This window comes from Ruegeria sp. ABV3_008 (assembly GCF_056161185.1).
Map to the genome: position 1 here is coordinate 257,637 of NZ_JBSWYP010000006.1, position 22,296 is coordinate 279,932.

Consider the following 22,296-nt stretch of genomic DNA (forward strand, 5'->3'; position numbering starts at 1 on the left):
GCCGGTGTTGGTAGGATTGAGGGTCAAGACCGCCTAGGTTCATTGCATCCAAGCAATGAGGTCCCCGATGTCTGAGATCACCGGCTATCACGCCCATGTCTATTTCGACGCCGACACACAGGATTTAGCTCAAAACATCTGCGAAGAGGCGGCCCGCCTCTTTCCGGTCCAGATGGGACGCATGCACGCGCGCCCGGTTGGCCCACATCCTAGGTGGAGCTGCCAGCTGGGCTTTGCCGCCGACGCGTTCGATCAGGTCATTCCGTGGTTGATGCTCAACCGGCAGGGCCTGACGATCTTTACACACGCTGAAACCGGCGATCACCTGGCCGACCACCGGGATCACGCCGTGTGGATGGGAGAGCTTTTGGACCTGGACCTGTCGATTTTCGACGAGGCCTAGCCCAACGCCCGCGCCTGATCCCGCAGCACGAATTTCTGAACCTTGCCGGTGGATGTCTTGGGCAAAGTCCCGAACACCACGGTCTTGGGCGCTTTGAAATGGGCCATATTGTCCCGACAGAACGCAATCAGATCGGCTTCGGTCGCGCTGGTCTCGGGCTTTAGCTCAACGAAAGCACAGGGGGTTTCTCCCCATTTCTCATCCGGGCGGGCGACCACTGCGGCCTCCATAACCGCCGGGTGCTTGTAAAGAACCCCCTCAACCTCGACAGATGAGATATTCTCACCGCCCGAGATGATGATGTCCTTGGACCGGTCCTTCAGCGCGACATAGCCATCAGGGTACATCACCCCCAGATCGCCCGAGGCAAACCAACCGCCGTTAAAGGCCTTACCGGTGGCATCGGGGTTCTTGAGGTAGCCCTTCATAACCACATTGCCCTGCATGAAGATCTCACCCATGGTTTCACCATCGGCGGGCACGGGCTCCAGCGTTTCGGGATCGGCCACCATCAGGCCGGACAACGCTGAATAGCGCACGCCCTGACGCACCTTAAGGGCGGCCCGTTCGGCTGGAGCCTTCTGGTTCCACTCATCCTTCCACGCACAAACGACCGAAGGGCCGTAGGTCTCGGTCAGACCGTAGACATGGGTCACCTCGACGCCCATTCCCTCCATCGCTTCGATCACGGCGGCGGGCGGCGGGGCACCGGCAGTCATCACCTTGATCTGGTGGTCGAAATCCTTGAGGTGATCGGGGGCATGCGCCAGCATGTTCAAAACGATGGGCGCGCCGCAGAAATGGGTGACTTTCTCCTCCCGGAAGGCGGCATAGATCGGCTCGGCCCGAACCGCACGCAAGCAGACCGAGACCCCGGCATTCAGCGCCATGGCCCAGGGGAAACACCAGCCATTGCAGTGGAACATCGGCAGGGTCCATAGGTAGACCGAGTGTTTGGGCATTCCCCAGTCCAGCAGGTCGGACTGCGCGTTCAGGGCCGCGCCCCGGTGATGATAGACCACGCCTTTAGGGTTGCCGGTCGTGCCAGAGGTATAGTTGAGCGTAATCGCATCCCACTCATCCGCGGGCAGATACCAATCGAACTCCGGATCGCCTTCGTTCAGCAGGGCGTCATAGGTCAGGCTGCCAAGGCGTTCGCCACCATCAAAGCTAGGATCTTCGATATCGATCACCAGAAGGTCATGATCGACCTGCGGCAGTGCCTCTTTGACGACAGCAGAGAACTCGGGGTCGACCAGCAGCACCTTGGCCTCGGCATGGTTAAGGATGAAGGCGATGATAGGCGCATCAAGGCGCGTGTTGATCGCGTTCAGAACAGCGCCGACCATGGGAATGCCGAAATGGGCCTCATAGAGCTCGGGGATATTGGCGGCGATGATCGAGACGGTATCCCCCTTGCCCACCCCACGGGCCGTCAGGGCGCTGGCAAGACGGCGGCAGCGCGCATAGGTCTGCGCCCAGCTATAGCGGCGGTCTCCATAGACGACGGACGGGTAGTCGGGATACACCGCCGCCGTCCGTTCGATGAAGCTGAGCGGGGATAGCGGCGTGTAATTCGCACGGTTCTTATCCAGATGACGCTCATACATATTGGCTGCTTGCATCCGCCAACCCTCCCAATTCGCGTGTTTCGCCACATGACCATAAACACAAGGCTGTGACCATCTTGTAGAAATACGACAACTGGCGGGGCTCTGGCGATACGCTATGATGACATCTGGCCCTATATTCGCGACCCCATTCGCGGTGATCTGGGCCATCGCAATTACTTGCTATCGTGGGACCGATCCCACAATCTGCACACCGCATCAGACTGAAAGGACATGTCATGGACGGCACGTTCAACGAAAACGATCTTTCCCGCGTGGTCGAGGCCGACCGCGCCCATATCTGGCACCACCTGATCCAGCATAAACCCTTTGAAACAAACGATCCCCGCATCATTGTCGAAGGTAAAGGCATGCGTGTCTGGGACCAGAAAGGCAAAGAGCATCTGGATGCGGTTTCCGGCGGCGTCTGGACGGTGAACGTTGGCTACGGCCGCGAATCCATCTGCAAGGCGGTCTATGACCAGCTGATGAAGCTCTGCTATTTTGCGAATTCGGCAGGGTCGATTCCCGGTTCGATCTTTGCGGAGAAGCTGATCGAAAAGATGCCGGGCATGAGCCGCGTTTACTACACAAACTCAGGCTCCGAGGCGAACGAGAAAGCCTTCAAGATGATCCGTCAGATCGCGCATAAGCGCTATGGCGGTAAGAAGACCAAAATCCTGTATCGCGATCGTGACTATCACGGCTCGACTCTGGCGGCGATGTCAGCGGGTGGTCAGGATGAGCGCAACGCGCAATACGGCCCGTTTGCTCCGGATTTCGTGCGGGTTCCCCATTGCATGGAATACCGCAAGCACGAACTTAACGGCGCGCCGGAGGAAAACTTTGGCGAGTGGGCTGCCGACCAGATCGAAGAGGTCATCCTGCGCGAAGGGCCAGACACCGTTGGCGCGCTGTGCCTTGAACCTGTGACCGCAGGTGGCGGTGTGATCGAAGCACCCGAAGGCTACTGGCAGCGCGTTCAGGAGATCTGCAAGAAGTACGACGTGCTGCTGCATATTGATGAGGTTGTGTGCGGCGTCGGTCGCACGGGTACCTGGTTTGGCTACCAACAGTATGGCGTGAAGCCTGACTTTGTCACCATGGCCAAAGGCGTTGCCTCGGGCTATGCGGCCATCGCCTGTCTGGTCACCACCGAAGAGGTCTTTGACATGTTCAAAGACGACGCGGCGGATCCGATGAACTATTTCCGTGACATCTCGACCTTCGGCGGCTGCACCGCTGGTCCGGCCGCGGCGATCGAGAATATGCGCATCATCGAGGATGAGAACCTGCTGGGCAACTGCGTCGACATGGGCGATCGCATGATGGGTAACCTGCAAGCGCTGATGGAGAAGCATAAGGTCATCGGCGATGTGCGTGGCAAAGGCCTGTTCCTGGGTGCCGAACTGGTTGCGGACCGCTCCACACGTGAACCGATGGACGAAAAGAAGGTACAGGCCGTTGTGGCAGACTGCATGGCGCAGGGTGTCATCATCGGCGCGACCAACCGCTCGCTGCCGGGTCGCAACAACACGCTGTGTTTCTCGCCTGCGCTCATCGCGACGGCGGATGATATCGACCAGATCACCGATGCGGTCGACAGCGCGCTGGGACGTGTGTTCGGCTAGCGAATGAAAACCGGGAAACCGGGGGATCACGCCCCGGTTTCCCGACCTCTGGGCCGCAAGCCTTTTTGCGAACCAGACGATCAGACACACCTCTTGCTCTTGCGCATCAACCGTCGCAGACTTGCATGCAGAGGAGTGTATCATGACACCCAAAACCTCAGACTCGGAACCGTCGGGCGACATGGCATCGCCGCAAGGTGCAGCGCTCAAGGTCAACACAGTAAGCGCGCAGGACATCAAGGACTCACTGAAGGCGGGCGTGGCAGACTTTCTGGCCCGCCCTGTCATGAGCGGGTTTTTCGGCCTGTTCTACGCCGTTTTTGGCATTGTCTTTGTGTGGTGCCTGATCTGGCTCGGCAAGGTCTGGATGATCATTCCGGCCATTGTGGGCTTTCCACTGGTCGCGCCCTTTGCCGCTGCCGGGCTCTATGAGATGTCCCGACGATTGCAGAACGGGGAACAGTTCGGATGGTCCGATATCTTGACGGTGATGGCCAATCAACGCAAACGCGAGATGGGCTGGATGGCCTTTGTCACCCTGTTCATTTTCTGGGTGTGGGTCTATCAGGTGCGCCTTTGGTTGGCGATCATCCTGCAGGATGCCTCCTTCTCGGACTTTGACGGATTTCTGAACACCGTCTTCTTCACGCCCGAAGGCTGGACGTTTCTGGCCATTGGCACCTTTATCGGCGCGGGCCTGTCGGCCGTGCTGTTTTCGGTCACCGTTGTCGCCATGCCGCTGCTTCTAGACCGAGAGACCAACTTCGTTTCGGCCATGCTGACCTCGATCCGGGTTGTTACCGAAAACCCCGTGGTGATGCTGGGTTGGGCAGCAATCATCTCGGCAACAATGCTGCTCTCGCTGATCCCAGCCTTTCTGGGCCTGATCTTCACCCTGCCGATCCTTGGCCACACCACGTGGCACCTCTATCAGCGCGCCGCCCCTCCGGCCGAGGACTGAACGCGGTCCCCGTTGGGGAACAGGCAAAACAAAAAAAGACCGCCCCAAGTGAGACGGCCCTTTGTTCACTGTCTCTCTTTTCAGAGATCAGGCAGCAAGAGCGGCCTGAGCTTTGGCGACGATCGCACCGAACGCTTCCGGTTCGTGTACGGCCAGGTCGGCCAGAACTTTGCGGTCCACTTCGATACCGGCCAGGTTCAGGCCGTTGATGAAGCGGGAATATGTCAGAGCCTCGTCATGCGAACGGACAGCAGCGTTGATACGCTGGATCCAAAGCGCGCGGAAGTTGCGCTTGCGGTTCTTGCGGTCGCGGGTTGCATACTGGTTGGCCTTGTCGACGGCCTGACGAGCAACTTTGAAGGTGCTCTTGCGGCGGCCATAGTAACCTTTGGCGGCCTTGATGACCTTCTTGTGACGGGCGTGAGTTACGGTTCCACCTTTAACGCGGGACATCTCTTAATCTCCTCTTAGCGGTCGTAGGGCATGTAGCCCTTGACGATCTTGGCGTCGGGGGCGGACAGGGTGGTGTTGCCACGGGCATCGCGGATGAATTTCTTGGTCCGCTTGATCATGCCGTGCCGTTTGCCGGCCTGGCCAGCAAGGACCTTACCGGTCGCAGTCACCTTGAAGCGCTTCTTGGCGCTCGACTTGGTCTTCATCTTAGGCATTTCCGTCTCCTTTCAGGGTTCGGTACAAAACGCGACTCGGCATGCCATCTCGGCCGGTCACGCGATCAGATGCGCCGTTTACGCAAGTTCGGTCATACTGGCAAGGGGGTTTGGCCCAGAATCTGCGCTTTTCGCAGTGGCCTTGGCACCGGGGCAGCACAGGGCCGCCCCGGTGAAGTGTTTAGTGGCTGAATTTGCGGATTTCGCCGCTCTTCAGACGTTCGGAGTAGGACGCCAGCTCCTGACGCACCACTTTCATCAGGAAGTAGAGCGCAAAGACGTTCACAACCGCCATCGCAAAGATCGCCGCATCCGAGAAATCGATGACCGGGCCAAGGTTGGCCGCCGCACCGATGACAACGAAGATGCAGAAGATGATCTTGAAGACCAACTCTTTGGTGTGGCCTTCGCCGAACAGATAGGTCCATGCCTTGAGGCCATAGTAGGACCAGCTGATCATGGTCGAGAAGGCAAACAGAACCACGGCAATCGCCAGAATGAACGGGAACCAGCTGAACGCGCTGCCGAAGGCCGCCGAGGTCAGGCTGACGCCGGTATTGCCGTCGACCGTTGCAATCGCATTGCCCGCTTCGTTCAGCATGTAGTTGCCGGTTGCCGGATCAACGATCAGCTGCTGGGTGATGATGATCACCAGCGCAGTCATGGTACAGATCACAACCGTGTCGATAAACGGCTCGAGCAACGAGACGAAGCCCTCGGTGATCGGTTCTTTGGTCCGTACGGCTGAGTGCGCAATCGCTGCGGAACCCACACCCGCTTCGTTCGAGAACGCTGCACGACGGAAGCCCTGGATCAACGCTCCGACCATGCCGCCAGCAACGCCGAGGCCGGTGAAGGCACCTGCGAAGATCTGACCGAAGGCCCAGCCGATCTGGTCTGCATGCATCAGGATGATGACCAGCGCCGCCAGAACGTACATGACACCCATAAACGGCACGACTTTCTCGGTCACCCGCGCGATAGATTTCAGGCCACCCACGATCACCGCAAAGACGATGCCCGCAAAGACCAAACCTGTGATCCAGCCCGGATAGTCTCCGACAATCCCCGCAATCTGCTGGTGCGCCTGATTGGCCTGGAACATGTTGCCCCCGCCCAACGCGCCAAGGATACAGAAGATCGAGAATAGCACCGCCAGGATTTTGCCGCCCGGCAGGCCCAGCTCGGCAAAGCCCTTGGACATGTAATACATCGGACCGCCCGAAACGGTGCCGTCTTCATATTCGTTGCGGTATTTCACACCCAAGGTACATTCGGTGAATTTCGACGCCATGCCCAACAGGCCCGCGACGATCATCCAGAATGTGGCACCCGGACCACCGATCCCGATGGCAACCGCCACACCGGCGATGTTCCCAAGACCAACGGTCCCCGACAAAGCGGTGGCAAGGGCCTGAAAATGGCTGACCTCACCCGCGTCATTGGGGTCGGAGTAATCGCCTTTAACCAAGCTGATCGAGTGTCCGAAGAATCGGAATTGCACAAAGGCAAAATAGAGCGAAAACACTGTGGCCGCGACGACCAGCCACCCCACGATCCATGGGAATCCAGTGCCCGGAAACGGCGCGAAGATAAAGCTAACGAAGGGGCCGGTAAAATCCGCGAAAGCCTGATTGATCTTCTCGTCCAGACCGGGCGCCTCTTGCGCGAAAGCGGGGCCAGACATCAGAGCCATGGTCGCACCAAGGCCCAGTTTTTGAAGCATATTCATCCTAATCCCTCCGCTCAGTTCACGACCGTGACAGGCACGTCGGCATGCATGACCAAGTTCTGAGTCGAGCTTCCAAACAGCCGTTTCTTGAACCCATCCGCCGAGGCGCGGCCGACGATGATCTGAGTGCCGCCGTTTTCGACCGTGATCGCGTTCAGCGTCTCGGCCACGTCGCCATGGCGCACGATGCCGTGCGCTTCGAACCCATCGGCCTTTAGCGCCTCAACCGTAGGGGCAATGATCCGCGAGGTGGCCAGTTCGACCTCTTCCTCGCGCCGCTTGTGCCGTTGGGCGTTTTCTTCCGGTGTTTGGAAAGTGAAAGGGGACCATTCGATGACATAAACAACCAGCATTTCGCATGAGCCAATCCGCCCAGCCAAATCCTTGGCAAAGGCGATAGCGCGCTCTCCGGTTTCTGTCCCGTCCAGTCCAATGACAATCTTTGTTGTCATGACGTTCCTCCATTTTTTTTCTGGTTTGACCGGGACCCGTGCCCCCGGTAGGGCGACCGGAACCTGGAACTATCTGAGATGATCGCCCTAAGGTTCAGTATCCGGCAAAATCACCAAAAAACAGAGGTATTTTTGCTGAATACAACCCTACGGGCATCTTCCCCTTGAAAAAAAACAAGAAAAGCCGCCTAAAAATTAGGCGGCTTGAGAGTTCTCAATATGATCCTTCCTGAAATCCGGGCGAACTCATCCCGGATCGGTGTTGTAGATCAGCCGCTCATCACAAGGGGCAATACGCAGAATATTGGTGGTTCCGGGGACATTGAACGGAACGCCTGCGGTAACAACGATCTGATCGCTCTCGGCGGCGAAGCCCCCTGCGCGCGCGGCGCGGGCCGCATTGACCACGGCCCCTTTGAACCTCTCAAGTTCGGGCGTCATCACACAGTGACAACCCCAGCTCAGGCACAGACGGCGGGCGGTTCCCGTTGCTGGCGTCATAGCGATGATCGGGACGCCGGGACGTTCGCGCGCAGTCAACAGCGCTGTGGTGCCGCTTTGGGTAAAACAGCAGATCGCTTTGATGTCGGTCTTTTCCGCGATCTCCCGCGCGGCTGCCACGATACCGTCCGCGATGGTCGACCCTTTGGCAGTACGCGAGGCGGCGATGATCTGCGTGTAGGTCGGGTCGGCCTCGACCTCAATGGCGACCTTGTTCATCGTCTGCACGGCCTCAATCGGGTACGAACCGGCCGCAGATTCCGCGCTGAGCATGATGGCATCCGTGCCTTCGTAAATCGCAGTTGCAACGTCCGAGACCTCGGCGCGGGTAGGCATCGGGCTTTCGATCATGCTCTCAAGCATCTGGGTCGCGACGATTACCGGCTTGGCCGCACCACGGCACTTGCGAACCAGACGTTTCTGGATCGGAGGAACAGCCGAAACCGGCAGCTCAACACCCAAATCGCCACGGGCCACCATGATCCCGTCTGATGCGTCGAGAATATCGTCAAACGCCTCAACCGCTGCGGGCTTTTCGATCTTCGACAGGATCGACGCTCGTCCATCCGCCAGCGCGCGCGCCTCGAACACGTCTTTGGCCCGCTGTACAAAGCTGAGCGCCAGCCAATCCACTCCCAATTGGCACACAAACTCCAGATCATCGCGATCCTTGGCCGACAAGGCTGCCAGTGGCAGCAGCACATCAGGCACGTTCACACCCTTGCGGTTCGAGATCGTCCCGCCGACTTCGACAGTGCAATTGGCGAAGTCCTGGCCGCAATCCTGCACGGTCAGACGGATCTTGCCATCATTGACCAGCAGCCGCGCGCCGGGTTCGAGCGCTGCAAAAATCTCGGGGTGTGGAAGGCAAATACGGTTGATGTCTCCGGCCTCGGGGTCGAGGTCCAGCCGGAACGCGGCACCCTCGACCAGTTCTTCCGCATCATTGGCAAAAACCCCAACACGCAGCTTCGGGCCTTGAAGATCGGCCAGGATCGCGATCGGGCTGTCCAGATCCTTTTCCACCTGACGAATGATGCGATGCCGTTCGCGGATCTCGTCATGGCTGCCATGGCTCATGTTCAGGCGAAAGACGTCGGCCCCGGCCTCATGCAAGGCCCGGATGGTGTCATAGTCATTGGACGCCGGTCCCAGCGTCGCCACGATTTTTACATTTCTAAGGCGTCGCACTGGTTTCGCTCTCCTCAATCCCTCGGTGATGCGGCAATGTTACCGCAAACAGTATGTGGGTGGTTATTGCGCAATTCCCTTTTGGAAGCAACTGCCATACACCTGCCGCAAACTTGATGACAGGCACATGACATACACTCCGTTTTTTATCCATGGCGAGGATCGCCCATCCCGATGGCTGATCACCTGCGATCATGCGACCAACACCGTTCCTCCCGAAATCAACGGCGGGGATCTGGGATTGCCGCGCGAAGATATGGAACGCCACATCGCCTATGATGTCGGCGCCTACGAGGTCTCTAAACATCTGGGCGAGATCCTGAACGCGCCGGTCGTCGCAGCCAATTTCTCGCGCCTAGTGATTGATCCGAACCGGGGTGAGGATGACCCGACCCTGCTGATGAAGCTCTATGACGGTTCGATCATTCCCGGCAATCGCCACGCTGATGCGGCAGAGCGTGAGCGACGTTTGGACATGTGCTACCGCCCTTATCACGACGCGCTTGGACGGCTGGCCGCCCTGCCCCATGCGGTGATTGTGTCGATGCACTCTTTCACCCGCCAACTCCGCGGTCGCGAACCACGCCCTTGGCATGTAGGCGTTCTACACACCCCGGACGAGCGCTTCTCACGCCCTTTGATCAACCGCTTGAAGGCCGAAGACAATCTGTGCGTCGGCGTGAACGAGCCCTATACCGGCGTTCTACCCGGCGATGCCATCGACACGCATTGCACCTCGCACGGTCGACCAAATGCATTGATCGAGCTTCGCAATGATCTGATCGCGGATCACGCGGGACAGCGGGCCTGGGCAGAAAGGCTCGCAGTGATCCTTCAGGATGCGCTAAAAGACAGCGGCCTTTGATCGCACATTATTGTGAGCGACACCTTCAGCCCCCACATTAGCGACTGGGAAGGAGGCGACCATGACACAAGAGTTGCTGACGAGTATTTTTGGCTGGATGGCGATACTGAACATCGCTGTTTTGCTGTTCACAACCGTTATGATTGTGCTGTTGCAGGATTGGATTGCAGGGATTCATGCCGGAATGTTCCAAATGGAACGGCCTGATGTAAAGCGTGCCTATTTTCGGTATCTAGCTAACTACAAAATCCTCACGCTGATTTTCTGCATCATTCCGTGGCTCGCCTTGAAACTGGCCTGACGCAGAGTCAGTTGAAACACCCTCTTCAGAGCGTTAATTCGGAAATAGACCGCATCCAATACTTCGGAGCCAGACCATGGACAAGCAAACCGAAATCGAACTTCAAGCCGCAGCGTTCCGTAGGCTGCAAAAGCACTTGATGGAAGATCGCACGGACGTTCAGAATATCGACATGATGAATCTGGCAGGGTTCTGCCGCAACTGCCTGTCACGCTGGTATCAGGAAGCGGCCAACGACAAAGGCTTCGAGATGGGCAAAGACGAAGCCCGTCAGATCTTCTACGGCATGACCATGGATGAATGGAAAGCCAACTACCAGACCGAAGCCAGCCCCGACAAACAGGCCGCCTTCAAGGTCGCATTTGAGGAAAATGTCACGAAAAAGGGCTGAGACCTTGACGCCAAGAGGTGGAGAGCTCGGACTTCTACTCTTTTCTGATAGGGCAGAACTCAAGGGCACGCTGTGATGCGTTCCAACATTTTTCGAGTTTCGGTTGGTGCGCAAACCCACGAGACCTCCCGACGGGAGCTACATCGCAAAAAAGTGTATTATTTTTTATTTTCGGGAGCAGGATTTGCACCTACGGTCTTCAGGTTATGAGCCTGACGAGGTACTTTTGCTACAAAAACAGTTCGCTTGACTGTTTCTAGTCTGAAAGGGTTGTTTGGATTTTCTGACGCTGGTTGCGGGAGGGCGCAACCGCCGTTGTCGAACGCAAATGACATGTCAGGTTTAGGCGCGAAGCTATGTACACAACCATCAAACGGTATCACTACGAAAGCCACGACCAGCTTCGTTCGCACTTAGCCGACTTCCTCTATGCCCACAACTACGCTCACCGTTCTAAAGACACAAAGCGGTCTCAAGCCATATGAATACATCTGCAAATTCTAGAATTCAAAACCAGATCGCTCAAATATCGATCCCATCCACCAGATGCCGGGACTGAACACCTAAGCCCAATCTAACATTCTTTTTCCGTTGCTCACCGGATTCGTCGATTTGTGCTGAAACGGCAAGAATTAAAAAAAACATACGCTAGGCAAAGGATTTGGTAGGTTGCAGAGTGGTATTGGGTAGAGAATTTACTTTTTTGCAGGAGGCTTTGGAAGTCTTGCGAGTAGTTTTGAATAAATCAGTCTTTGACAGCGGATCAAGCTAAACCGTCGAACCAAATCGATATCGAACTTAACAATTCAAGTAAGATGATCAGTTTAGAATGGCCGATCCAACTGTGTATTCAGGTAGTACACTAGATCGGACAGTGGCACTATATTACGACTATCTGGCGTCCAGGGTGGAAATCGACCAAACGTATTCCGCACAAACACAAACACATCAGTTGCGGGAAGGCGTGTCCGTTTCCAGAACGCTTCAATGTAATAATAAGGAGCTTCCAATATAGCCAAGGCATGCGCGTCGTTCGTGAAAATACCCGGCACCTGGGTCCCATTGATTTCTTTAGGAAGATTCGTAATACTACTGTATTCGTATTCGCCCCCCGGCGTTTTTACCGCTTCGGCGAAAATGAATAGTGAATCGCCTCCACCTTGGGGTGTCAATTCAACCAGATAACTCCAGCTCGATACGGTATCCAGCGAGTGAACCTGCTCGACAGTGGTTGGATGGGTAAGCGCGAGGGAGTAACGCGGGATTGGCGTCAAAGCCTCAGCGCGTAGTGGAATCAATGGATTAAATCCCAGATAGGCGGCGCTGCTTGTCTGCTGCATCCGGGTATCAACTTCAGTTTTTACTTTGTCTGTCAGGCCCTCTGGTGGTTTTGGATTCATCATCTTTCCGAATCCTCGCTATCTGTTTCAGGCTCCGATTGCGAAGCAATGAAATATGAATGCGTCCAGAACCCCTCTTTAACCTCCACGCCTTCCGGTGTCATCAAGATGGTACGATAAAACTCTTTGAAGGATGCATATGTCTGTATCGAGCGCTGGTAGGCCGAGTCCTCTATGATCACATCCGAAATGGTCCCGTTTTCGTCATCAAAAATATAGCCGACAATAACGGCAAAGTGCCCCTCGCCAAAGCCTTGCTGCCAGACAACACGTACACACAAAGGCAGGTCATTATCAATTTCAGCCATGATGTTGTCAAAGTCGACTTTGTTGGCAAAGGTCGTCTTGTGGCAGTCATACTCGAACAATGGAAGCGTCAGTCCCGACTGCACATTACATTCGATTGGCGTTTGGCCGTTGGTCAAGTTGCAACAATCGTTGAGATCCAGCATTCGATTTGCGACTTCGCATTTCTTCACATCGTTTGGGTCGGTTTTTGAATACACAAAGTTATGGACGCCCGCAGTAGTCGCAGCCCAACACCAGTTTTGCTGCTCTTGTAAGGGCACCATCGGGCCCAAATCTTTTTCGATCATTGCCTGTTCCTTTCTTCGACCTTTTCGGAGATCTGCGTCGTTGGTCGCAGATTGCGCGGTTCGTGTCGGAGAGACATGATTTAAGACTAAGGCGGCGGAAGAGGAGGAGGAGCGCTGGTTTCGTTCAACTCCGACTCGGCACGTTGCTTGAGTTCTTCAAACAACGGGGTATCGCCAGCCCCTTTGTTCAGCAGGTCTATCACCACCTTGGCCATCAACTCGCCCGCGACTGAGTCCTCTTTGTAGTGAACGCCTGCAACCTCCCGGTTTTCAGCGATCCGGCGCGCTACAGTCATTGCGGGTTCTTCAGTCCACGATGCAGCGGCCGCTAACGCTTCGGCCACAAGAAAGGCCTGTGTCGCATGTCCACTTGGCCAAGACGGGTGCATCGGAACCGGTATCATAGGGACCAGATACGGATAAACTTGATTTGGACGTGGGAAAGCATGCTCTTTTTTGAAGTGCATCGCGACCGTCAAGCCAACGCGATATGCCGCCGCCATCAGCCTGTGCGTATTGTAGTGACGAGGCGTGAGCTTTAGCACGTTCGAAAAGTGATCCAGGCAATTGTCAATCTGATCGTAGATTTCAACCTCGCGAACGCGACGTTCAAACGTTTTTTCCGTTAACTCGGTTACTTGTGTGAACAAGGCAGTTTTCAGGGGATCTCCGCTCGCACCATTGAAGGGCAGTAGCTTCCTTTTCGGCCCGGGAGTAATATCATTAACTTCACTGACGCCACTCAGAAACGCGTTGTTACGCCAGCCCGGGTTCACTTCGTTGAATTCAGCGAGGATGCGTTCGGCAAAATAGCCAGGAGCCCAATCTTCATCCGAAAACGTTCTTTCCGGATGGATTTGATCTTTGTCCAACGGTCCTTTGCCATACACCGGGCTGAAGCCGAAATGGCTTGTTCCGCCCCAGATATTTGACCCGAAACCACCGCCCGAGCCGCCACCTGATCCACCGCCAGAACCACCACCGGATCCGCCACCTGAACCACCACCAGAGCCACCGCCACTCATATCAACTCCCCCACAGAAACTATTGAAACAAATGCTTTGGCAGTTATTGGACGCCTGCGCGTGTCAACGAGTCAATATAAATTTCGGCGTGTTCTTTAGTGAAAGGACAGCGAGTCTTATACTGAGACAAGCGAAATTTCGGGGCTATCGTGTTGTGGTGGCTTACAATTCTGGAGGCGGCGTCATCCATGCCCTGAGCCGATAAACTGGCGATCAGAATCCGCGCCGCATTGCCAAATCGGGGGTTTGCGGCCAAGGATCGCCGAGCCCAGGCCGTACTTTCCGCGTGGTTTCCATGCAAATAATGATTCTGAGCCAACAGCCCTTGCATAAAAAATACATGCTGATCAATCGGGGACAATCGCAGCCCACGCTCTGCGAATTTGATGGCTGTTTCCGTTTCTCCGCCAAAGCCATAAGGTCCGCTGCTGAATGTCCACGCCCAAGCACTGTTTGGGGAAATATCCCGCGCCCGGTCGACATAGTCCTTGGCTGCTTCGAGATCATGTTCAAACAATCCCAACGCTTGACCCAACAAGGCATGAGCCAGTGCATTGGACTCATCCCTCTCAATCGCAAGCCTCGCATCGCGCATCACTTGGGCGACGTCCTGCTCTGGATCGTTCGACCAACCCTCAGCTGCGCGGAACATGTGCCAATGGGCCAACAAGGCAAAGGGGGCACCCCATGTAGGGTCCTCGCGGATCGCGTTGTTCAATAGCGTTTTGGCAAGCGCGAAGTTTTCAGGATTGAGCTGATAAATCAGGCTGAGCGCTCTAAGAAAATAATCATATGCTGTAAGACTTTGTGGCGCCTTGCGAAGTGCCTTCCTGACTTGACGGTTTTGAACATGAGACGAAATTCGTCTTACAATGTTCAAGGTTATTTCGTCCTGTAGATCGAAAATCTCGTCAATTAGAATCTTGTATTGATCCGCCCAAACAACTTCACCTGTATGTGCATCGGTAAGTTCTACTGAAAGTCGCCAGTTCGGGTGATAGCTGTGAATGCGCCCGGTAAAAAGATACTGTACGCCCAGTTTCTCGACGATCTCGTTCATGTCGGTTTGTGTTTGCGTAAGCCCTACGGTGGAGCCATTCGAAACGGTGAATATTTCTTTCAGATTGCTGAGGGAGGTTATTATGTCGTCGACAAAACCCATTGCTAGGTTTTCGGTCTCGAGTGATGCGCTCAGATTTTCGAAAGGCAGCAAAGCAATCGAAGGAACCGAGTCCTGTTCCGCAATCCCGACCGAGGTCATATGATTCAAACCATCAAAGCCCCCTAGAAGAAGGGCTGGAATTGGCTCGACAAGGTTCTTTAGCCTAACCGGACCTAGATCAATCTTCTCAAAGTTTTCGTTGGTTTGGCTGGCTTCGAGAAAATCCTGTGAAACAACCGTGCCCCCTGGTGGAGCGAGCTCCTGAAGACGAGATGCGACATTGACCACGTGCCCAAAGATATCATTCTGGTCTCGAATCAACCTTCCCCAATGTAGCCCAACCCTCCAAACAATTGCTTCATCAACAATGACAACATGTTGAGCGTCTTTTACGCGCCTGTGGAGTTCCTGCGCGCAACGCAAAGCATCCGAAGCAACATCAAAAACGCAAACAAAGCCATCACCAGTGTTTTTTACAATTTCTCCACGGCAGGCCACGATCAGCGGATCTATGACGCTTACCTTGATCTGCCGAAATCGCCGGTAGGTTTCAACGCTGTCCAATTCCATAAGCCGGGTGAACTCTACCACATCTGCAAAGAGCACAGCCTTGTAGTCAGGCCCCAAATCAATCGCCTTTGAGGGTTCGAACTCATCTATGGCGCTTAAGTGGTCCATTTAAAAAAAGCTCCGAACGACACCTAGTCTTAAGCTAGTTTTATTCTCACAATCAAACAACACTGCGAGCGACTACCAACGAGCTGCTTCTTTATTTGTTAATTGGCCTTTCACTATGCGTCTAATCGAATGACGGTATTGTTTAACCTTCCGCCAAAAGTAGGCAAAAGTAACGGAAATAATGGGTTGATCTTCATTTTCACGTTAAATTAGCTGAACGCCCTACGTGCTTTTGGTTGGGCCGATTTGACTGGTCCAGTTTGATTGTTGGTGCACGACTGGTCTCTGGTTCATTGGGACAATGGTTTTTTGGTGCCGGCTGAGGGTAACCCAATGCGGTGTGAGGTCTCTTCGTGTTGTAGTGTTGCCTCCAGTTTTCAATGCTGATTTGTGCTTCTTCCTGTCCTGTCCGTCGTCAGAGTTGTCCGGAGAGCTAAGGCGGCAGCGGCTCGGTGCTGCAACCGTCGAGTTTCGCACGCCTCTTTCAACGCCGCTGATGTGCCCGCGATCAACCCCGCTTTCAGTTGCGAAGCCTTCTTGAGTTGTACGTTTTTCCTTCCGCATTCCTCTCAAGTTCCAGCCTATGCGTTTGCGTTCATCTATCGAGTTCATTGGATCGTCTGATGAGTCCCATACCACCACGACTTGTAAGTCTCATTTTTCTGTGGGCAGCAGTTGGGCACCGCGTAATGTCAAAACATTCAGAAAATATGATCCGTACTACACCCATGATTATTAGAAGTTTTTTGTAACTTTGCACGAACGGAAACTGATATGACCTTTGACCCGCGCGCCCCAAAACCGCCCTTCGACTTTGTGCCTCGCAAGCGGTCTCCACCGGTGGACAAGTCGCGACTCTACGGGCGGTATTTCAGCGATTTGACCAACTGCCAAAAGCTGCGTGACGACATCTGGGATCGAGCTGCGTACCTGCACTGTGTTGGTCACCTGCCATCGTACTAACGACCACGGGCGAACAAAACATTGCTTCAGATATCAGAGTATTTCCGTCGCCCTACCAGCTTGGATGGTCGATTGGGTGAACGTCGGTTGAAGGACGACGCGAACCGCGATTTGAAAAACAATGACCACGACATGGTAAGAGAGGTCCGCGAACGTGTCAGCCAAGGTTACCGCATCCAGCACAATCGCGGTCTTGGAACACGGTACGGATTCAGCAAGGTGTTCATGTTCAAAAACTACTTAGATCACATGATGGCAGACAAGATTACTGTAATGTTGTCCGGAGCCGTCAAGCGAGGCTGGGACTGACCATTGTTCCGCTCATATTGTTGGGATCGGGTGCCGGGTTGACACATGTCGGCGTAAGCCGACTGGAGTGGCCTCGTCGCTTGTCAGAGAGAGGAGGTATCCAGGCACTCACACGGCACCCTTGAAAATGACGGTATCACGTTCGGATAGCCAACCCAAGCCAAAATAAGATAAAAAATACATAATTTCATTAGCTTACACATGTAGAACTCGATCTGGTCTCTGCTTCGGTAACCGTGGAGTAACCACACCGTGCGTCTTTGACAAGCAAGCAACTGCCCTTAAGCCTCAAGGACTATCAACCTACCAGCCGTGATGGCTGGGCCGCCAATATTGGGATTGGACAGGACGATTTTTCGTTCTCGACGCACTCGATAGCAATGATCCTGATCTCCTTTGAGGTCAATGTTTTGTCGTCTGGAGTGCACTCCTAAGCCAAAACATCGCGATCATTGCTTCGAGCGGTTCCTTGAAAAGGAACGTATCGATAACGTGTTCGTCTTCTGCTCCCTCGGGCAAACCGCCCATTCTTGATATCCCCGAACCTCTGATCGCACGCGTACGCCTTCTGGCGCGCGAAGTGGCTCGGTCGGATTTTGCAACCCGTTGCAACGACGAAGATCGAGAGGTGGATCATGGTTGATTTGCCGCTCGACGAAGATGCCGCTTATCTCAGCGTACGCGATGTCGCCGCGTTGTTTCGCATCAGCACCAAGACCGTTCGCCGCTGGATTAAATCCGGTAAACTGCCTGCAACTCGGTTGGGCCGCGATTGGCGCGTCGCCCGTAATGATCTGCAGGCCCTTGCCAAACAACGCGGCAATCAGGCTGCGGCACATGTTCTCTAACATATTCACAATATTCGTCTTTTTCAGCGTTCGGGAAAACGGGGGAACGAACTTTGGATTTAAATTCACACCCTTGGTTTCCCGAATGTCCACAAGAGGGCCGTCATGGGTCTGCCTGTCCTCAAATGTCCCCCTTTGTCCTTATCTCAAAACCGAAGAGGTTTATCGTGGTACATCACCAAGATATCCAACCCCCAGCGACTTTGGCCGAAGTGTTAGACGCGCTAAAGGCCAACCCAGACCCTGACAAGAAGCGTCAGCAGTCCAATCTATCCGCGATCTCACGCATCAGCACATATTTGAACCGACCGCCGTCGGACATTCCGACAGACATACCGCAGCTACGCAAGCTACTGGCATCGTTGCATCCGGCAGCCTGTGGTGTGAAGCCTAAAACCCTCAGCACTACCCTAAGCGACTTGGCCAGAGCGTTGCGGACGGTCGGCGTCTTGCAAGACGTGGAAGCCAAGTTTGACCCGACACCAGAATGGGACACATTTCTCAATGCCGTAGTGTCCAGCCATCAGGTTTAGGGCTTGATGCGTTTTGCACGCTACTGCAGTGCCCGATCGATCCAACCATTGGAAGTCAACAGCGAAGAGGTTCGGTCATTTCAGGCAGCCCTTGACGCTGTGCTCCTGAAGAACGAACCCGCGAAGTATATTCAATCCATGATCGACACGTGGAACCACGTGATCGGCAAACACGACCTTGATCTGCCTCCGCTGGACCGTTTGCCGTCTGATCGGTACGTGGCCCGCCCGCTGACGGATTACCCGGAAAGCCTGCAAGCAGAGATCAAAGCCTATATCGACCGCTTGGCGCAACGTGATCTGTTCAGCGAGGACGGTCCTGACAAGCCGCTGCGCGAGAACAGCCTGCGCAACACCCAAGCGCATCTGCGTCAAATGCTGGACACATTGGTCACAACTGGTAGCAACCCGGAAGACATCACCAGCCTTTCTGCATTGGTCACACCAGACAACCTCAAAACTGCCTTCCGGGCGATGATGGATCGACATGGAAGCAATTGCGTGCCTTCCGGCCTCAGCAACATAGCTGCAACCGGTATCGCGATTGGAAGGCACCATCTGAACGCGCCGGAAAACGTTATCAAGGCACTCAAAGCCATACACAAACGGGTCGCTACGACCCCGCGCGGTATGAGCAACAAAAACGCGGAGCGTCTTGCCCAGTTCAACGACTGGGAAAACGTGGCCCTCTTGCTAAGTCTGCCAGATACACTGATGAAACGCGCAAATGACAATCCGACCCAGCGGGACAGCGCTTTGGCGGCGATGCACGCTGCTGCGCTGACCATCCTCTTGAGTTGCCCCATGCGTATCAAAAACCTCGCGGGGCTTGATATGGATAAGCCTCTGATCGTCACCCGTTCAGGAACACATACAATTTACTCCATTCGCATCGAAGGCATCGAGGTAAAGAATGGCGAGCCGATTGAGGTTAAGCTGAACACCCGCAGTTCCAAATTGCTGCATCGCTACATCATGCAGTTCCGCCCGCAGGTGTCGCTGATGGAGGGACGAGCCTTGTTCCCCCGAAACAGCGATGGGAAGCTAAGAGCGCCCAGCAAATTTAGTGGTGAACTCACCCAGCGTGTCTTACGCGAGACCGGTTTGAAGGTGCATCCACATCTGTTCCGCCACATCGCGGCCAAGCTCTATCTAGAAGAACGCCCCGGCGACTTTGAGACCGTCCGCCGCCTGCGCAAGCACAAGCGGCTCCAGACCACGATGGACTTTTACGCATTGCTCAGCAACCAGTGGGCACATGACCATTACGACGAGGTGGTTCTTTCGAAGATCCGGGGAGCTTCCGATGACTAATCCTGTTCCCCTCGTTCTTCTTTATAGAGATTGGCCCCAGGCGGACAAAACCGCCTGGGAAGCCTTGTTCGCAACTGGTGACGTCTTTGACGGCATGGGACCATGCGCGAGTTGGTCTGACGGCAGTTGCAAAAAACGGCGCCAGAGTTACGGCTACTGGCTGTCATGGATAAAGCGTCATTAGCCTGCCCTTTTGGATCGATCCCCGACGGATCGCATTACCAACGATGCCGTGCGGGGATATCTGGAAGAAGCGGAAGCGCGCGTAGGCCTCATGAGCCGCAAGAATGTGATTTGTGATCTCTATGTGCTTGTAAAGGCCATGGACCCGTCAGGAGATTGGGACTGGCTAAACAAACTGTCTAACCGTCTGGTACATCTGGCAGATCGCAAAAGCCTGCCGAAGGCGGTTCCGATATTGGCAGGTGACGCTCTGACCAAAAGCTCACAATGGCTCCAAGATGTGGAGAGTGATCCGTCTCTCAGTGAACTGAAGCGCGCAATCCACTTTCGCGCAGGTCTGATGATCGCCTTTCTGATCTCGCGGCCCGTGCGCCGTCGCACGTTGCTAGTGCTGACAACGAACCAACATCTGCGCAAAAACGCCGAAGGGTTTGAGGTTCATCTTTCGGCGGAAGACACCAAAGACAAAAAAGCGCGGTGGTTTCCTCTGCCCAAGGTTCTGGTACAACCGATGGAGTCTTATTTGGACATCCATCGCCCGATCCTGCTCGGACCGAAGACATCCAATGCGCTGTGGATCAGCCAACATGGAGACCCCATTACCCCCCATGGCCTGTCTCGTGAGCTGCCGAAAGTGGCAAAACGCATGCTGGGCGTCGAGTTGCGCACCCACAAGTTTAGGCACATTGCGGCGACCAGCATCGCAGAGACAGACCCGGAACATGTTAACATCATCCGGGATATCCTCGGACATGCCACGCTGGACATGTCTCAGAAGCACTAAAACGTGCCACCGGGTTATTAGCCTGTGACGACTACCAATCTCTCCTGCAGGCAAAGATGAAGTCCTTGGGTCGCAAACGGTGAGCTATCGAGCCCAACGGCCGCTCGTCGGTTCGGTCAAATACCTATGACCGAGGTATTTTTCATTGCAACAAGTTGCAATCGAAAGTCGAAGACATCCCCCAATCCGTGCCTACTTTGGGATGAGCCAACCAGTTCATCAGACCGAAAAGGTCCAACCTATGCGTGCCGCTATCTACGCCCGTTATTCCACCGATCTTCAAAGTGACGCCTCTATTGAGGATCAGCATCGGCTCTGTCTCCGTCTGATCAATGGTAACGGGTGGCAGAAGGCACAGACCTATTCAGACCGGGGGCAAAGCGGGGCATCCCATCTGCGCCCCGGCTACCAGCGACTGTTGGAAGATGCGCGAAACAACCAGTTCGACGTCATTGTGGCCGAAGGTCTCGACCGCATCAGCCGCGATCAGGAACATATCGCGGCCTTGAAGGACGTGTGCGCAAAGGTAAATCAGCCGGTGGTATCACATACGGCTATGACGTTGTGCGAGAAATGGGCGCAGACAGGTCTATTACCACAGGGGAGCGGCGGATCAATGAAAGCCAAGCCCAGATCGTTCAATTTATCTTTCAGGACTACAGCCATGGTCTGGGCCAACGCAACATCGCTGCCCACCTGAACGATGAGGGCATTCCCGCCCCCCGTGGAACATGGGGTGCATCAACCATCTACGGCAACCATCAACGCGGCACCGGCATTTTGAACAACGAACTTTACATCCGGCGGTTGGTTTGGAACCGGCAGCGTTTCGTCAAAGACCCTAATAGTGGTAAACGGCAAGCCCAACCGAACCCTCCCGAAGAATGGGTAATAGAAGACGTACCCGATCTGAGGATCGTGCTCGATGACCTGTGGAACGCGGTAAAGACACGGCAGGAAAAGACGCGCAATGCCGCGATCAGCAATGGCATCAAGAAGCTTGGCAATACCAAGCGGGAACGGCATCTGTTCTCCGGCATGCTGACCTGTGGATTTTGTGGCACTGGCGTCATCCAAGTCGGAAAGCAGTATTTCGGGTCCTCCGCTCATAAGAATAAAGGCACCTGCGGCAACCGGTTGACGATAAAACGCACAGACTTGGAGGACCGTGTTCTCTCCGTCCTCAAGGAACAGTTGTTGCACCCTGATCTGATCGCAGAATTCACCATCGCCTATCAAGAGGAATACAATCGTCTTGTTGGGTCCGTTCAACAGGAACAGAGTAAGGCCGAACGCGATCTGGCGAAAGTCGAGAGTAAGATCGCCAATCTGATAAACGCCATCGGCGATGGCATGTTCCACCCCAGCATGAAAGAAAAGCTGACTGAGTTAGAAGCGCGCAAAGTCGAATTCGATGGCATCATCAATTCAGCGTCAGATGAACCGCCGGTTTTGCTGCATCCCGGATTGTCCGATGTGTATCGTGAACAAGTCGCTAATCTGACCACGGCATTGCGCGATCCGTCATCTCAGGCGAAAGCGACATCCATCATTCGCAGCTGTTTGTCGGAGATCAGGTTGATCCCGGAAGATGGAATATATGCTATTGAACTTGTTGGGGAACTCGCAGGTTTGCTTGGGTTGGGAGTATCCCAAAACGAACAAAGCCGCCCTGAGGCGGCTTGTTCGGGACTCTGTTCGCCAACACTGGTTGCGGGAGTAGGATTTGAACCTACGACCTTCAGGTTATGAGCCTGACGAGCTACCGGGCTGCTCCATCCCGCGTCAGAGTCAG

The 22,296-nt window shown here is 54.8% G+C and carries 23 protein-coding genes, 1 tRNA gene and 3 pseudogenes; 14 read left to right on the forward strand and 13 right to left on the reverse strand.

All coding sequences use genetic code 11. The features are described 5' to 3' along the window. Window positions 1-67 precede the first annotated feature (67 nt). The gene (locus ACXAH8_RS12940) at window positions 68-403 is read left to right on the forward strand and encodes a DOPA 4,5-dioxygenase family protein (protein WP_475218994.1); all 336 of its coding nucleotides are present in this window, start codon (window positions 68-70) and stop codon (window positions 401-403) included. On the opposite strand, the gene ACXAH8_RS12945 is transcribed toward ACXAH8_RS12940, so the two are convergent. Further along, on the reverse strand, window positions 400-2,028 hold the full coding sequence (locus tag ACXAH8_RS12945; RefSeq protein ID WP_475218996.1) for an acyl-CoA synthetase: 1,629 nt from the start codon (window positions 2,026-2,028) through the stop codon (window positions 400-402). The genes ACXAH8_RS12940 and ACXAH8_RS12945 overlap by 4 nt on opposite strands. Before the next feature lie 224 nt (window positions 2,029-2,252). Here ACXAH8_RS12945 and ACXAH8_RS12950 point away from each other — a divergent pair, with 224 nt between their 5' ends. After that, window positions 2,253-3,644 carry an aminotransferase class III-fold pyridoxal phosphate-dependent enzyme gene (locus ACXAH8_RS12950; RefSeq protein WP_170475109.1) on the forward strand — a complete coding sequence of 464 codons (1,392 nt, stop codon included), beginning with the start codon at window positions 2,253-2,255 and terminating at the stop codon, window positions 3,642-3,644. 142 nt (window positions 3,645-3,786) lie between these two features. Further along, the gene (locus ACXAH8_RS12955) at window positions 3,787-4,605 is read left to right on the forward strand and encodes a DUF2189 domain-containing protein (protein ID WP_475218998.1); all 819 of its coding nucleotides are present in this window, start codon (window positions 3,787-3,789) and stop codon (window positions 4,603-4,605) included. Window positions 4,606-4,692: 87 nt separating this feature from the next. Here ACXAH8_RS12955 and rplT read toward each other — a convergent pair whose 3' ends face one another. The 5 genes from rplT to pyk form a co-directional block, all read right to left on the reverse strand. Further along, a complete protein-coding gene (gene rplT / locus ACXAH8_RS12960; protein WP_008756009.1) occupies window positions 4,693-5,058 on the reverse strand; it encodes a 50S ribosomal protein L20 in 366 nt (121 codons plus the stop codon). A gap of 14 nt (window positions 5,059-5,072) precedes the next feature. After that, window positions 5,073-5,273 carry a 50S ribosomal protein L35 gene (gene rpmI / locus ACXAH8_RS12965; protein ID WP_010443552.1) on the reverse strand — a complete coding sequence of 67 codons (201 nt, stop codon included), beginning with the start codon at window positions 5,271-5,273 and terminating at the stop codon, window positions 5,073-5,075. 181 nt (window positions 5,274-5,454) lie between these two features. Beyond that, on the reverse strand, window positions 5,455-7,005 hold the full coding sequence (locus ACXAH8_RS12970; protein ID WP_170380992.1) for an alanine/glycine:cation symporter family protein: 1,551 nt from the start codon (window positions 7,003-7,005) through the stop codon (window positions 5,455-5,457). Between the two features lie 14 nt (window positions 7,006-7,019). After that, entirely contained in the window at window positions 7,020-7,457 is a 438-nt protein-coding gene (locus tag ACXAH8_RS12975) for a universal stress protein (RefSeq protein ID WP_170380993.1), read from the reverse strand. Between the two features lie 246 nt (window positions 7,458-7,703). Further along, entirely contained in the window at window positions 7,704-9,149 is a 1,446-nt protein-coding gene (gene pyk / locus ACXAH8_RS12980; protein WP_475219003.1) for a pyruvate kinase, read from the reverse strand. 127 nt (window positions 9,150-9,276) lie between these two features. Between pyk and ACXAH8_RS12985 the strand changes: the two genes are divergently transcribed. The 4 genes and pseudogenes from ACXAH8_RS12985 to ACXAH8_RS13000 form a co-directional block, all read left to right on the forward strand. Then, window positions 9,277-10,014, forward strand: coding sequence for an N-formylglutamate amidohydrolase (locus tag ACXAH8_RS12985; protein WP_475219004.1), 738 nt, complete (start codon window positions 9,277-9,279; stop codon window positions 10,012-10,014). A 61-nt stretch (window positions 10,015-10,075) separates the two neighbouring features. Continuing rightward, window positions 10,076-10,315: a DUF6868 family protein gene (locus ACXAH8_RS12990; protein WP_475219006.1), complete on the forward strand. Its 240-nt coding sequence runs from the start codon at window positions 10,076-10,078 to the stop codon at window positions 10,313-10,315. 76 nt (window positions 10,316-10,391) lie between these two features. Continuing rightward, window positions 10,392-10,706, forward strand: coding sequence for a DUF1244 domain-containing protein (locus tag ACXAH8_RS12995; protein ID WP_475219008.1), 315 nt, complete (start codon window positions 10,392-10,394; stop codon window positions 10,704-10,706). A 365-nt stretch (window positions 10,707-11,071) separates the two neighbouring features. Beyond that, window positions 11,072-11,273, forward strand: a pseudogene (locus ACXAH8_RS13000) (IS481 family transposase); the annotation flags it as partial. Between the two features lie 257 nt (window positions 11,274-11,530). Here the strand turns inward: ACXAH8_RS13000 and ACXAH8_RS13005 are convergent. The 6 genes and pseudogenes from ACXAH8_RS13005 to ACXAH8_RS13030 form a co-directional block, all read right to left on the reverse strand. After that, window positions 11,531-12,109 (reverse strand): hypothetical protein, encoded by a 579-nt coding sequence (locus ACXAH8_RS13005; protein ID WP_475219010.1) that lies wholly within the window; start codon window positions 12,107-12,109, stop codon window positions 11,531-11,533. Further along, complete coding sequence (locus ACXAH8_RS13010; RefSeq protein ID WP_475219012.1) at window positions 12,106-12,702, reverse strand: C39 family peptidase; 597 nt, start codon at window positions 12,700-12,702, stop codon at window positions 12,106-12,108. The genes ACXAH8_RS13005 and ACXAH8_RS13010 overlap by 4 nt, the downstream gene beginning before the upstream one ends. Before the next feature lie 86 nt (window positions 12,703-12,788). Continuing rightward, window positions 12,789-13,727, reverse strand: a complete 939-nt coding sequence (locus ACXAH8_RS13015) for a phosphatase PAP2 family protein (protein WP_475219014.1) — start codon at window positions 13,725-13,727, stop codon at window positions 12,789-12,791. Between the two features lie 43 nt (window positions 13,728-13,770). Next, window positions 13,771-15,567 carry an adenylate/guanylate cyclase domain-containing protein gene (locus ACXAH8_RS13020; protein ID WP_475219016.1) on the reverse strand — a complete coding sequence of 599 codons (1,797 nt, stop codon included), beginning with the start codon at window positions 15,565-15,567 and terminating at the stop codon, window positions 13,771-13,773. Between the two features lie 222 nt (window positions 15,568-15,789). Further along, window positions 15,790-15,964, reverse strand: a pseudogene (locus ACXAH8_RS13025) (integrase core domain-containing protein); the annotation flags it as partial. 77 nt (window positions 15,965-16,041) lie between these two features. Beyond that, a pseudogene (locus ACXAH8_RS13030) lies at window positions 16,042-16,179 on the reverse strand (helix-turn-helix domain-containing protein); the annotation flags it as partial. A 423-nt stretch (window positions 16,180-16,602) separates the two neighbouring features. Here ACXAH8_RS13030 and ACXAH8_RS13035 point away from each other — a divergent pair. From ACXAH8_RS13035 to ACXAH8_RS13065, 7 genes are all read left to right on the forward strand, one after another. Next, window positions 16,603-16,839: a hypothetical protein gene (locus ACXAH8_RS13035; RefSeq protein WP_475219019.1), complete on the forward strand. Its 237-nt coding sequence runs from the start codon at window positions 16,603-16,605 to the stop codon at window positions 16,837-16,839. Between the two features lie 596 nt (window positions 16,840-17,435). Beyond that, window positions 17,436-17,687 (forward strand): helix-turn-helix domain-containing protein, encoded by a 252-nt coding sequence (locus ACXAH8_RS13040; RefSeq protein ID WP_475219021.1) that lies wholly within the window; start codon window positions 17,436-17,438, stop codon window positions 17,685-17,687. 167 nt (window positions 17,688-17,854) lie between these two features. Beyond that, window positions 17,855-18,220 (forward strand): hypothetical protein, encoded by a 366-nt coding sequence (locus ACXAH8_RS13045; RefSeq protein ID WP_475219024.1) that lies wholly within the window; start codon window positions 17,855-17,857, stop codon window positions 18,218-18,220. A 219-nt stretch (window positions 18,221-18,439) separates the two neighbouring features. Continuing rightward, on the forward strand, window positions 18,440-19,534 hold the full coding sequence (locus tag ACXAH8_RS13050; RefSeq protein ID WP_475219026.1) for a tyrosine-type recombinase/integrase: 1,095 nt from the start codon (window positions 18,440-18,442) through the stop codon (window positions 19,532-19,534). A 274-nt stretch (window positions 19,535-19,808) separates the two neighbouring features. Then, window positions 19,809-20,501: a tyrosine-type recombinase/integrase gene (locus ACXAH8_RS13055; protein WP_475219029.1), complete on the forward strand. Its 693-nt coding sequence runs from the start codon at window positions 19,809-19,811 to the stop codon at window positions 20,499-20,501. A gap of 202 nt (window positions 20,502-20,703) precedes the next feature. After that, window positions 20,704-21,201 carry a recombinase family protein gene (locus tag ACXAH8_RS13060; protein WP_475219031.1) on the forward strand — a complete coding sequence of 166 codons (498 nt, stop codon included), beginning with the start codon at window positions 20,704-20,706 and terminating at the stop codon, window positions 21,199-21,201. After that, a complete protein-coding gene (locus ACXAH8_RS13065) occupies window positions 21,171-22,253 on the forward strand; it encodes a recombinase family protein (protein ID WP_475219045.1) in 1,083 nt (360 codons plus the stop codon). Before ACXAH8_RS13060 ends, ACXAH8_RS13065 begins: the two co-directional genes overlap by 31 nt. Here ACXAH8_RS13065 and ACXAH8_RS13070 read toward each other — a convergent pair. Then, window positions 22,210-22,286 (reverse strand) — tRNA-Met (locus ACXAH8_RS13070). The two genes, ACXAH8_RS13065 and ACXAH8_RS13070, sit on opposite strands and share 44 nt — an antisense overlap. Window positions 22,287-22,296: the final 10 nt, after the last annotated feature.